The organism is Mycobacterium sp., assembly GCF_052143115.1.
Classification (GTDB): domain Bacteria; phylum Actinomycetota; class Actinomycetes; order Mycobacteriales; family Mycobacteriaceae; genus Mycobacterium.
The window spans coordinates 67528-80058 of sequence record NZ_JBKQTQ010000183.1; the positions used below are offsets into that span (position 1 = coordinate 67528).

The 12531-nt window shown below is 64.3% G+C and carries 10 protein-coding genes, 2 tRNA genes, 1 pseudogene and 1 riboswitch; of the genes and pseudogenes, 12 read left to right on the forward strand and 1 reads right to left on the reverse strand.

Annotation, left to right across the window (positions count from 1 at the left end; translation table 11 throughout):
• Positions 1 to 119: 119 nt before the first annotated feature.
• The 12 genes and pseudogenes from gyrB to ACLQI9_RS19330 all read left to right on the forward strand — a co-directional run bounded on the left by gyrB (position 120) and on the right by ACLQI9_RS19330 (position 11573).
• The gene (gene gyrB / locus ACLQI9_RS19275; RefSeq protein ID WP_442381025.1) at positions 120 to 2153 is read left to right on the forward strand and encodes a DNA topoisomerase (ATP-hydrolyzing) subunit B; all 2034 of its coding nucleotides are present in this window, start codon (positions 120 to 122) and stop codon (positions 2151 to 2153) included.
• Between the two features lie 43 nt (positions 2154 to 2196).
• Positions 2197 to 4707: a DNA gyrase subunit A gene (gyrA, locus tag ACLQI9_RS19280; protein ID WP_442381014.1), complete on the forward strand. Its 2511-nt coding sequence runs from the start codon at positions 2197 to 2199 to the stop codon at positions 4705 to 4707.
• 49 nt (positions 4708 to 4756) lie between these two features.
• A complete protein-coding gene (locus ACLQI9_RS19285; protein WP_442381012.1) occupies positions 4757 to 5596 on the forward strand; it encodes a DUF3566 domain-containing protein in 840 nt (279 codons plus the stop codon).
• A gap of 58 nt (positions 5597 to 5654) precedes the next feature.
• Positions 5655 to 5728, forward strand: a tRNA-Ile gene (locus ACLQI9_RS19290).
• 26 nt (positions 5729 to 5754) lie between these two features.
• Positions 5755 to 5877: a hypothetical protein gene (locus ACLQI9_RS19295; protein ID WP_442381010.1), complete on the forward strand. Its 123-nt coding sequence runs from the start codon at positions 5755 to 5757 to the stop codon at positions 5875 to 5877.
• Positions 5868 to 5940: transfer RNA gene (locus ACLQI9_RS19300), tRNA-Ala, on the forward strand. Before ACLQI9_RS19295 ends, ACLQI9_RS19300 begins: the two co-directional genes overlap by 10 nt.
• A gap of 105 nt (positions 5941 to 6045) precedes the next feature.
• A complete protein-coding gene (locus tag ACLQI9_RS19305) occupies positions 6046 to 6180 on the forward strand; it encodes a hypothetical protein (RefSeq protein WP_442381008.1) in 135 nt (44 codons plus the stop codon).
• 306 nt (positions 6181 to 6486) lie between these two features.
• Entirely contained in the window at positions 6487 to 6909 is a 423-nt protein-coding gene (locus ACLQI9_RS19310; RefSeq protein ID WP_442381006.1) for a PPOX class F420-dependent oxidoreductase, read from the forward strand.
• A 93-nt stretch (positions 6910 to 7002) separates the two neighbouring features.
• A riboswitch (SAM riboswitch) is annotated at positions 7003 to 7113 on the forward strand.
• Positions 7114 to 7145: 32 nt separating this feature from the next.
• Positions 7146 to 7628 carry a hypothetical protein gene (locus ACLQI9_RS19315; protein WP_442381004.1) on the forward strand — a complete coding sequence of 161 codons (483 nt, stop codon included), beginning with the start codon at positions 7146 to 7148 and terminating at the stop codon, positions 7626 to 7628.
• A 69-nt stretch (positions 7629 to 7697) separates the two neighbouring features.
• On the forward strand, positions 7698 to 8438 hold the full coding sequence (locus ACLQI9_RS19320) for a DUF2652 domain-containing protein (RefSeq protein WP_442381002.1): 741 nt from the start codon (positions 7698 to 7700) through the stop codon (positions 8436 to 8438).
• Positions 8439 to 9010: 572 nt separating this feature from the next.
• A complete protein-coding gene (locus ACLQI9_RS19325; RefSeq protein WP_442392007.1) occupies positions 9011 to 10261 on the forward strand; it encodes a hypothetical protein in 1251 nt (416 codons plus the stop codon).
• Between the two features lie 447 nt (positions 10262 to 10708).
• Positions 10709 to 11573 (forward strand): annotated as a pseudogene (locus ACLQI9_RS19330) (cyclopropane mycolic acid synthase family methyltransferase).
• Between the two features lie 284 nt (positions 11574 to 11857).
• Here ACLQI9_RS19330 and cwsA read toward each other — a convergent pair.
• Complete coding sequence (gene cwsA, locus ACLQI9_RS19335; protein WP_442380998.1) at positions 11858 to 12283, reverse strand: cell wall synthesis protein CwsA; 426 nt, start codon at positions 12281 to 12283, stop codon at positions 11858 to 11860.
• Positions 12284 to 12531: the final 248 nt, after the last annotated feature.

Sequence of the window (12531 nt, forward strand, 5' to 3'; positions counted from 1 at the left end):
GATAGCTGTGTAGAAACACCCTCGCAGAATCGGTGCTACCGCTTGTTATAGGTAGACTGGCGGAGAACTAGCGCACAGTCATTGGACTACCCGCGCGCAACCCCAAGGAGAGCTTTCCGATCGTGGCTGCCCAGAAGAAGGCCCGCAACTCATACGACGCCGGAGATATCCAGGTTCTCGAAGGGTTGGAGGCAGTTCGCAAACGACCGGGCATGTACATCGGGTCGACCGGCGAGCGCGGCCTTCACCATCTGGTCTGGGAGGTCGTGGACAACGCGGTGGACGAGGCGATGGCCGGGTTCGCCACCAAAGTCGACGTCAAGATCCTCGAGGACGGCAGCGTCCAGGTGACCGACGACGGCCGCGGCATCCCGGTGTCGATGCACGCAACCGGTATATCCACCGTCGACGTCGTCATGACCCAGTTGCACGCGGGTGGCAAGTTCGGCGGCGATGACGGCGCCTACGCGGTGTCGGGTGGTTTGCACGGGGTGGGCGTGTCGGTGGTCAACGCATTGTCCACCCGACTCGAGGTGGAGATATCGCGCGACGGTTATGAGTGGTCGCAGTTCTATGACCACTCGGTTCCCGGCACCCTCAAGCAGGGTGAGAAGACCAAGAAGACCGGCACCACGGTGCGGTTCTGGGCCGATCCGGATATCTTCGAGACCACCGAATACGATTTCGAGACCGTGGCCCGCCGGCTGCAGGAGATGGCCTTCCTCAACAAGGGGCTGACGATCGAGCTGGTCGACGAGCGCGTCGCAGCTGAGGAAGTGGTCGACGAAGTTGTCAGCGACACGGCCGACGCGCCGAAGTCGGCCGAGGAAAAAGCCGAAGAACGCAACAAACCGCAGAAAGTCAAACACCGCATCTTTCACTACCCCGGCGGCCTGGTCGACTTCGTCAAACACATCAACCGCACCAAGAACGCGATCCATAGCAGCATCGTGGATTTCTCTGGCAAGGGTCCCGGTCACGAGGTTGAGATCGCGATGCAGTGGAACGCCGGCTATTCGGAGTCGGTGCACACGTTCGCCAACACCATCAACACCCACGAGGGCGGTACCCACGAGGAGGGCTTCCGCGCAGCGCTGACATCGGTGGTGAACAAGTACGCCAAAGACAAGAAGCTGCTGAAAGACAAAGATCCCAACCTCACCGGCGACGACATCCGTGAGGGCCTGGCCGCGGTGATCTCGGTCAAGGTCAGCGAGCCGCAGTTCGAGGGCCAGACCAAGACCAAACTGGGCAACACCGAAGTCAAGTCGTTCGTGCAGAAGGTCTGCAACGAGCAGCTGACCCACTGGTTCGAAGCCAACCCGGCCGATGCCAAGACCGTGGTGAACAAGGCGGTATCGTCCGCGCAGGCCCGGATCGCCGCCCGAAAAGCCCGAGAGTTGGTGCGGCGCAAGAGCGCCACCGATCTGGGAGGGCTGCCCGGCAAGCTGGCCGACTGCCGCTCCACCGATCCGCGAAAGTCGGAACTGTATGTGGTGGAAGGTGATTCGGCCGGCGGCTCGGCAAAGAGCGGCCGCGACTCGATGTTCCAGGCGATTCTTCCGTTGCGCGGCAAGATCATCAACGTCGAGAAGGCCCGCATCGACCGCGTGCTGAAAAACACCGAAGTTCAGGCGATCATCACCGCGCTGGGCACCGGAATCCACGACGAGTTCGACATCACCAAACTGCGCTACCACAAGATCGTGTTGATGGCCGACGCCGACGTCGACGGCCAGCACATATCGACGCTGCTGTTGACCCTGTTGTTCCGGTTCATGCGCCCGCTGATCGAGAACGGGCACGTGTTTTTGGCGCAGCCGCCCCTGTACAAGCTGAAGTGGCAGCGCAGCGAACCCGAGTTCGCCTACTCCGACCGGGAACGCGACGGTCTGTTGGACGCCGGTCTGAAGGCCGGCAAGAAGATCAACAAGGAAGACGGCATCCAGCGCTACAAAGGTCTGGGCGAAATGGATGCCAAGGAGTTGTGGGAGACCACGATGGACCCGTCGGTCAGGGTGCTGCGTCAAGTCACCCTCGACGACGCCGCGGCGGCGGACGAGTTGTTCTCCATCCTGATGGGCGAAGACGTCGAGGCCCGCCGAAGCTTTATCACCCGCAATGCCAAGGACGTTCGCTTCCTGGATGTCTGACGATTCAGATCGCTCCCCTATTCACAACTTCAACGAGGAATAGATGACAGACACCACGCTGCCACCCGGCGGTGACGCCGCCGATCGGATCGAACCGGTCGACATCCAGCAGGAGATGCAGCGTAGCTACATCGACTACGCGATGAGCGTCATCGTGGGCCGCGCGTTGCCGGAAGTGCGCGACGGCCTCAAGCCGGTGCACCGACGGGTGCTTTACGCGATGTACGACTCCGGATTCCGCCCGGACCGCAGCCACGCCAAGTCGGCGCGGTCGGTCGCCGAGACGATGGGCAACTACCACCCGCACGGCGACGCCTCGATCTACGACACCCTGGTGCGAATGGCGCAGCCGTGGTCGCTGCGCTACCCGTTGGTCGATGGCCAAGGTAACTTCGGCTCCCCCGGCAACGACCCACCAGCCGCGATGAGATACACCGAGGCGCGGCTGACTCCGTTGGCAATGGAGATGCTGCGCGAAATCGACGAGGAGACAGTCGATTTCATACCGAACTACGACGGCCGGGTGCAGGAGCCCACGGTGCTGCCCAGCCGGTTCCCCAACCTGCTGGCCAACGGATCCGGCGGCATCGCGGTCGGTATGGCGACCAACATGCCACCGCACAACCTGCGCGAGCTTGCCGACGCGGTGTTCTGGGCGTTGGACAACTACGACGCCGACGAAGAGGCGACACTGGTCGCGGTCACCGAGCGTATCAAAGGCCCCGACTTCCCCACGGCCGGACTGATCGTCGGTTCGCAAGGCATCGCGGATGCGTACAAGACTGGCCGCGGTTCCATCCGGATGCGCGGAGTGGTTGAGGTGGAAGAAGATTCGCGGGGCCGGACGGGCCTGGTGATCACCGAGTTGCCGTATCAGGTCAACCACGACAACTTCATCACCTCGATCGCAGAGCAGGTCCGCGACGGCAGGCTGGCCGGGATCGCCAACATCGAAGACCAGAGCAGTGACCGGGTCGGGCTGCGCATCGTCGTCGAGATCAAGCGCGACGCGGTGGCCAAGGTGGTGCTGAACAACCTCTACAAGCACACCCAGCTGCAGACCAGCTTCGGCGCCAACATGCTGGCCATCGTCGACGGGGTGCCGCGCACCCTGCGGCTGGACCAGCTGATCCGCTACTACGTCGAGCACCAACTCGACGTCATCATCCGGCGCACCACCTACCGGCTGCGCAAGGCCAACGAACGCGCCCACATCCTGCGCGGCCTGGTCAAAGCGCTGGACGCGCTCGACGAAGTCATCGCCTTGATCCGGGCATCGGAGACGGTGGACATCGCGCGGGCCGGCCTGATCGACCTGCTCGACATCGACGACATCCAGGCCCAGGCCATCCTGGACATGCAGTTGCGCCGACTGGCGGCGTTGGAGCGCCAGCGCATCATCGACGACCTGGCCAAGATCGAAGCCGAAATTGCCGATCTGGAAGACATTTTGGCCAAGCCCGAGCGTCAGCGCCGGATCGTGCACGACGAGCTCGCCGAGATTGTCGAGAAGCACGGCGATGACCGCCGCACTCGGATCATCGCCGCCGATGGCGAGGTCAGCGACGAGGACCTGATCACCCGCGAAGACGTCGTCGTCACCATCACCGAAACCGGCTACGCCAAGCGCACCAAGACCGACCTGTACCGCAGCCAGAAGCGCGGCGGGAAGGGGGTGCAGGGCGCCGGGCTGAAGCAGGACGACATCGTGCGGCACTTCTTCGTGTGCTCGACGCACGACTGGATCCTGTTCTTTACGACCCAGGGCCGGGTATACCGGGCCAAGGCCTACGACCTGCCGGAAGCCTCGAGGACGGCGCGCGGCCAGCACGTCGCCAACCTGCTGGCCTTCCAACCCGAGGAGCGGATCGCTCAGGTGATCCAGATCCAGAGCTACGAGGACGCCCGGTATTTGGTATTGGCCACCCGCAACGGGCTTGTCAAAAAGACGGCGCTCACCGACTTCGACTCCAACCGGTCCGGCGGGATTGTGGCGGTCAACCTGCGCGACAGCGACGAACTGGTCGGGGCGGTGCTGTGCTCGGCCGAGGACGACCTGCTGCTGGTCTCGGCCAACGGCCAGTCGATCCGGTTCTCCGCAACCGACGAGGCACTGCGGCCGATGGGCCGCGCGACCTCGGGTGTGCAGGGCATGCGGTTCAACACCGACGACTATCTACTGTCGCTCAACGTAGTCCGAGAAGGCACATACCTGCTGGTAGCGACGTCCGGAGGCTATGCCAAGCGCACGGCGATCGAGGAGTACACTGCGCAGGGCCGCGGCGGTAAAGGCATCTTGACGATCCAGTACGACACCCGCCGTGGCAGGCTGGTAGGGGCGCTGATCGTCGATGACGACAGCGAGGTGTATGCGATCACCTCCGGGGGCGGGGTGATCCGAACGGCGGCCAGGCAGGTCCGGAAGGCCGGACGGCAGACCAAAGGTGTTCGCTTGATGAACTTGGGCGAGGGCGACACACTATTAGCCATCGCCCGTAATGCCGAGGAAGCCGCCGTTACCGACGACGATCCGGGTAGCGGACCGGACGCGTGAGCGATCGCCGACCGCGGCTGCGGCCGGATGCACAGTTAGGAGCCGTAGGGTGACTTCACCGAACGAGCCGGGATATCCCGGACCGGGCGACAGCCCGAACGGGAATGGCTCGGTCGACCGGGGAGGTACGCAGCGGACGCCGCATGGGTCCGGTACCGAGCGGGTCTCCGATGCCGCGGACGCACCGCGGCCGCGCGGCGGCGCCCGATCCTCGCAATCACCACCGCGCCCGTCCTCGGATGCGCCGAAACCGCGCGAGCCGCAGCCGACGGGCCGCACCTCCGGTGGCACTAATGCCGAGGCCCGGTTGAATCGCTTCATCTCGGGCATCGCGGCGCCGGGCGCGGCTAAGACGCCGTCGCACGATGAAAGCCGGTCCAGCGAGGCCTACGCGAGCGAACTGCCCGATCTGTCCGGTCCGATCCCCCGGGTCGGGCAGCGCAAACCGGCTGCCGACCAAGCACCGGACACCTCGACGTCACCGGTGCGGGCGCAACGCCGCATTCAGGTGGCCGCGCGACCCCAAGGCCCGGTCCGTGCCAGCATGCAGATCCGTCGAATCGATCCCTGGAGCACGCTGAAGGTGTCGCTGGTGCTCTCGGTGGCGCTGTTCTTCGTCTGGATGATCGCCGTCGCGTTCCTCTATCTGGTGCTCGGCGGTATGGGCGTGTGGAGCAAGCTCAACAGCAATGTCGGGGATCTGCTGAACAACACCAGCGGCAGCACCGCCGACCTGGTGTCCGCCGGCACGATCTTCGGTGGCGCCGTGCTGATCGGCTTGGTGAACATCGTGCTGCTCAGCGCCATGGCCACCATCGGCGCGTTTATCTACAACCTGACGACCGACCTGATCGGGGGCGTCGAGGTGACGCTCGCCGACCGGGACTAGCGGTTTGGGTGCGAGCGCTGCGGTGCGGTAACCTCGTCGCTCGGCCGTGTGCGCGTGCGGGCCTATAGCTCAGGCGGTTAGAGCGCTTCGCTGATAACGAAGAGGTCGGAGGTTCGAGTCCTCCTAGGCCCACAACCATGTGTTTGCCAAGACGTTTCGTGAGACTGGTGTTGCCGCTGGCAGCGATCGCCGCGCTGGCGGTGGTGATCCGATCCCGGCAGGGCGTCGAGGTCTGGCATGTGGCCGCCGACCAGACCGATGGTCGGAGTGCGGGGCCTTAGCTCAGTTGGTAGAGCGCTGCCTTTGCAAGGCAGAAGTCAGGGGTTCGAATCCCCTAGGCTCCACATACGATAGGCGCAAGTCAGGCACTATTTACCGCCCGAAGCCGTGGAGCCGAACCGCTGTCCGTGCCCACATTTTGCCCGCACTTTCGCGTTAACAAGTCGTTGATGGCGACAACGCCCACTCCCGGCGCTCGGACGGCGATGCGCCGGGCGGACCACGCCGTGGAGGTGATGGCCAGGCGGACACCGTGGATCCTGCGCGGGATGGCCCGCCTCGCCCCGGCCACCGGCCGCAGATGAGCAGCCGGAGTCAGCGCGCATCCCTCCGCGCAGATCCTTAACGACTCCGAGCTGTCAGAGAAGCTGCTCGGTGAGCTGGTGCCGATCATCTACAAGGGGCTGAAGGCGACAGCATGACGGCAGGCAGCGGGCAGCTTCATCGTCCGACGAACTGCTAACACGTCGGCGACCGGTGTGATGTAGGGCTGCTGTGGCCTACCGGTGTGTGGTGGGCCGACATGACCCTGGTCGTGGATTGGGCCGGGTGGCCAGAGCATCGATCGCATAACGGGAATGATTGGCTCCACGAAGCGGTAGAACAAAGACATGAAACTCAACGACGCCGCCCGCGAGCTCATCGGATCCGGCACCGACGCAACGCTGGTCACGCTCAACCCCGACGGCAGCCCTCAGGTGACCGTCGTGTGGATGGCCCTGGAATCCACGCCCGACGGCGATGAGCTCGTCTCCGCTCACCTTGCCGAACACAAGAAGGTACGCAATGTCCGCAACGATCCCCGCGTCGCCGTCACGGTCCTGGCCGCCCGCAAGCCCGGGCAGCAGACGCCCTACCTGGCGATCACCGGCACAGCACGGATCGTGGAAGGCGGTGCTCCCGCGCTACTCAAAAAACTCGCCAAGGTGATGCTGGGCTCCGACGAACACTTCCCGCCGCCGAATGCGCCGGAGGGGCTGCTCACCCGCGTCCGCATCGAGAAAGTGGGCGGCCTAGGCCCCTGGACGTCCTGACGCCCATGCGGCTGTAACACTGCCGACGATCATCGCGACGTGGCCGTCCGCGAGGTCGCCTGGCAGGCTGTTCGTCCCCGTATAGTTGATCTGCTTCACGAGATGCGCCATCAAGCCCCGGCTCGGCGCACGCCAACCCCATTGCTCATGGGTGGCCCGGGTGACGAAGCGGCTGGCACCAACCGGTGTTGGCAAGAGCGCCTCCCGAGCGGAGGCTCGAAAGCCTGGAAGTCTTCGTGGCCGCATACATTTGGGATCTTTCGGGCACCGATAGGCAATGCGATTCGTACGCGCCGGGCCACCAGATTCACTGGATCCATTTCAACCACTCCATGCGGGAGCCGTCAGCGGTCATCCCCGTCACCGCATCGATCGACGACGACGGCCTGGTGCATATCGAGGGCGATGACCTGTCCCTGGTGCGGTGGAATCACCGACCGGCGCTGTTGCGCGCCGCGCTGGAACGCTTCGGCGGGAGGGCCGACTGGAAGCCGCGCTGGTACCTCCTGGCGGTTCCCACCGAGTCCTTCATGGGAAGTGCGCGTAGCGTATTCAGCCTGGCAGCGCTGGACGAACGGCGAGATTGCCGCGTCACCCGCACTACCAACCCCGAGCACCTGCTTCCCAGCGGGCCGTCTCCGACGAATCTGCCGCCCTTGCGGATAGCACCCCGGTATGCGGCGGGTACGCCTGGGCCCACGGTGAGTCCGCATGATTGATGGTTGACCGCTTGTCCTCCTGTCAAGTGGTCATGCTGAACGGGGGCCAGGCAACTAAAATCCTAGTCCATGGCTATCCAGCGCGGCGTTCTCATCATTGCCGACATCGGCGGATACACGCACTACATGAATTGGAACCGGATGCACCTGGCCCATGCGCAGCTGACGGTGGCGGCGCTGCTGGAGTCGGTCATCGACGCCGGCAAAGGCCTGAAGCTGGCGAAGTTGGAGGGCGACGCCGCGTTCTTCTGGGCACCGGGCGGCGACGCCAAAGTGCTGGTGTGGGACGGGCTGTCGCGGATGCGCCAGTCGTTCCTCGCGCGGCGCGAGAGGATGAAAAACGCCGATCTCTGCGACTGCGCGAGCTGCGCACAGCTGGACAACCTGTCGCTCAAGTTCGTTGCCCACGAGGGCGAGGTGGCGGAGCAACGGGTGAAGCGCAACGTCGAGCTCGCCGGCGTCGATGTCATCCTGGTGCACCGGATGCTGAAAAACCAGGTACCGGTGTTGGAATACGTGCTGATGACCGACACCGTGGCACAGTGCCTTGACGAGTCGGTGCGCCAGCTTTGCAAGCCGCTGACTCACGACTTCGAGGGCATCGGACAAACGTCGACCCACTACATCGACCTCGCCACGTGCGAGGTGGCACCGACAGTGCCAGAGCGCAGCTCGTCCGGCCGGCTGGGGGCGAAGCTGAAGTTAGAGTTGAGCACGTTACCGTTCGTCCTGGGCATCAAGGAAGCCTGTGCGGGCTTCCGCCACCTGAGCCGCGGCACCAACCAGGAGCCGCAAATGAGCCGAGGCTAGGTTGGCAACTTGGCTACTGGACGTTTTGCAGCGCGCGACCCATCCGCGATACGGCCTCGACGAGGATGGCTTGGGAAGTCGGCGCAGGCCGCGCGGCGCGCCCCGCTCGGCGAGTGCCCAAGCGAAAGCGAAGGTGACTCTTTCGCAGAAGTCGGCCCGACACGGCCAGGACTTGTGACCACGCTGTGACACCATCAGACTGCAATCCATGCGCGATCGCGAGACGATGACACCAAACTGCGGCTACTCGCAGCGGTGCGCCGTTCGATCCGCGAGCACGGCGGCGAGCCGTCGAGTCGCCAGGTCGACGAACTTCTTGATGAGCGCCTATCGTACTGCGGCAGGGCTAGCTAGAGCGCGGCAGTCGAGGTGCCTCCCAGCTACTTGGCGGCACGGCTGATACTAGAGCCGAGCCCGGAAGTGAAAGTCAAGGCAAGCTGCAGAAAACCCCATGACGAATCGGCACACAGTGCAACACTTTGTCGGGTAATGGCAAAGCCGCCGCTACCCGTCCGCACCACTCTCGGTGGTCGCGGCTCCCCCAGCCAGTGCGGTTCTCGAAAGGCCACGAGATGAAAGCACTCGGGATTGCGGCGGCAACCGCCATGGCTTTCGCGCCGCTCTCGGTGGTAGCCACCACACCCGGTGTGGCACAGGCGGCTCCATGTGTCGGCGTTTTTGCAAACCCGACATCCTGCCAGAACTGTCTGTTTTTCGTGGAGGAGTATCACACTTCGAACGTGTGCGACGAAGCTGCGCCGTCCCGCCCAGCCCAGGCGCCCCCGAGCAGGGTGCCGGTGCCGACTCCGGAGGCTCCGCCGGAGCCCGCGCCGCCGAGCGTGACGCCGGTGCAGACCCCACAGGTCGTTCCGCCAAGTCCCGCGCCCCCGAGCACGATTCCGGTGCAGACCCCGAAGATCCATCCGCTGGCCCCCGGGGCGCCAAGAAACGCCTCGCTGGTGACACCGCCGAAGGAGCTGGATGTGCCACCGCAGGCGGTGGCGGCCGCCAAGGCCGCACCGGCGACGCGGATTAACCCCACCACCCCACCGAAGCCGCCGACGCAGATGGACTTCAACCACCAGGTGCAGAACGTGGTCAACGCCCACAGCGGCAACGTTGACGTCGTAAAGGCCGACAACCAGGCGCTGGCGCGCCCCCGACATTGGGACTACATCGACTACGACGACTATCACCGCCCGACCCTGTACAACCCGCTCAATCAGGCGATGACCTTCCGCTACTTCTACAACGGCGCCTACCGGGAGGCGTACGTGCCGGCCGGTGGCCGGATCGTGCTCGATGTCGCCACCGTTGGCCTGTTCCCGTTCACCGCGGTCGGCGACAGCTATGTGGCGTCGGGCAGCTTCTACGGCGGGGCCTGGATACCGCCGGACGGTTGGGACGGCCCACCGCCGCCGGACTACACCCCGCCGGCGCCCCCGGAGGTGTACCAGCACGTCTCGGCCTATGTCCCCGCCGATAACCAGACCGTGGAAGTCGGCCAAGTGGAGGTGGTGGGCCACGACGATAGCCAACCCGCGGGCAGCCAGGACACCTTCCTGCTCGACGACTCCACCTTGGCCTGGGGTCAGGTCAACGATCCCAGCAGTAGCGCCCAGATCAGGGTGACCAAGACTCAGTCGCTGCCGGGCGTTGGGCCGACCGACAATGGCAGCTTCTTAGTGGCACTGGCCGCTCTGAAGGAGCCCACCCAACCCACCCAACCCTGGTGGCCCTTGGCGCTGGGCTACGGGGCGTTGGCGATAGCAGTGGGCCTTGTCGCCTGGATGATCAGTCGTGGAAACGGAGCGCGGATCTGACCGCTAGCCCCTAGCGGTCGGCACGGCGCCGAACACAGTAAGCCATTTTGGCCAGGATCAGGCACATCAGACGCCGCCTTTCTCAGTCATAGTCCGCACCAACGCGAGATGGCCACGACGACCGCGCGCGGACGCCGAACGCAGCTTGACCAGCTTCCGGTCGAACTGCTTGACGAGCGCAGCGGGCTGACCGGAAGCTAAGTCCCCTACCCGGTTTGGTTCACCAAAGTGACACCGGCCGCACTGGTCTGAACCGACTTGATGCCGTTCGCCGCCAGGCGGGACCGCCGACAGCTCGGCCACGGGCCAGGCGACCACAAGGACACCAAGATCGCAGATTTTGAACTGACACCCTCGAAGGCCCGTTGGGTGAGATTATGGAGTGTTTCGGGAAGCACTCGTGAACCCGCTGAATGGCCACGGAGTCCAGAAAGGCGCGTAACCGCCATGGCAGAGGAGCTGACGCCGCACTTCCAAGACGTACAGGCACACTACGACTTGTCCGACGACTTCTTCCGGCTGTTCCTCGACCCGACCATGACCTACAGTTGCGCGTACTTTGATAGCCGACGAGATATAACGCTGGAAGAGGCGCAGATCCGCAAGATGGACCTGGCGCTGGCCAAGCTGGGTCTGCGGTCCGGGATGACGCTACCGGATGTCGGCTGCGGCTGGGGGAGCACGATGCGCCGCGCGATCGAGAAGTACGACGTGAACGTCATCGGTTTGACGTTGTCTAAAAACCAGGCCGCCCACGTGCAGAAGGCGTTCGACGTGATGGACACTGCGCGCAGCAGGCGGGTGTTACTGCAGGGCTGGGAACAGTTCGACGAACCCGTCGACCGGATCGTCTCCATCGGTGCGTTCGAGCACTGGATATGACCGCTACGACGACTTCTTCAAGAGGGCCTACGACATCCTGCCCGATGACGGGGTGATGCTGCTGCACACGATCACCATGCTGACCCCGCCGCAGATCGTCGAACGCGGCCTGCCAATGTCCGAAGAGCAGACCAGCTTCGATGAATTCATCGCCACCGAGATCTTCCCGGGCGGTCAGTTACCGCTGATCGAGATGGTGGAGTTCCACGCGTCGAAGATGGGTTTCAACCTAACCCGTAGGCAGTCGCTGCAGCTGCACTACGCCAGGACACTCGACCACTGGGCCGCAGCATTGCAGGCACACCAGAGCGAGGCCATCAAAATTCAGTCCGAAGCGGTTTACCAGCGATATATGAAGTATCTGACCGGTTGCGCCGACGCATTCCGCAACGGCTACATCGACGTTAACCAGTTCACGCTGGGGAAGTAGATGGCCGTGCGTGAGTCAGCCGCAGAACATCCATCAGGAGAACGAAGACGACAACAAGGGCACCCCGATCAAGTGACCCCCAGCTACGCCGGAGCGCCCACCTCGTGCCCACAATCTGCCCACAGTTACAGATAAATCATGTGAACTACCGTGATGCGATTCAACATGTCGGCTCCTATGTAACCCCTTGAACAGGAGCGCGATTCGCCTTTGCAAGGCAGAAGTCAGGGGTTCGAATCCACTAGGCTCCACAAGTCCAAGGGGCGACCCGCCATCGGACGCAATCAGGGGCGGGGCTGCACGTCGACGCTCGGCGGCAACGGCGATGGCTCTCGCTGCGTCGAGCGGCGGACGATCGAGAACGCCGCCGCGCCACCGGCAAGGACCACCACGGCCAATCCCGCGATCAGCAAGGGGCGCTTGCCGCGCTGCTGCGATCGGCGGGCCTGCTGAAGCGCTTGCGGCAGCCCGGTGACGACCTCCTGCGCGGCCGCCAGCTCTTGCGCCAGCGTCTCCTGGGCGGTTTGCAGATCGCGCGCCAGCTGGCCCTCGCGGTAACGGCGACGCAGAGTCGACGCGCCGGCCTGCGCCGAGTGAGCGCCCAACCCGACAATGCCGCGGGTGACGTCTACCGGCCCGACCGCCGTATAGGTCAGGCCACGGGATAGCCGCTGCCGCGGGGTAAGCCGGGTGTGGTTCCTCGCGCTCATGTCTCGCCCTTCCCGGCCGCTTTCGCAAGACCGTGGTCCGAATACTTTCAGACTGCCATCATCCCCACGCCTGCGGGCCCGATGCGCTCGAGTACGGGCACCGGATGCCCGGCGGGACACGACGTGATGGCAGACTGTGATGCCGTGACTACCAGCCCGATTCAGACTGCCACTGCCACACTGCACACCAACCGCGGCGACATCAAGATCGCGCTGTTCGGAAACCACGCTCCCAAGACCGTCGCCAA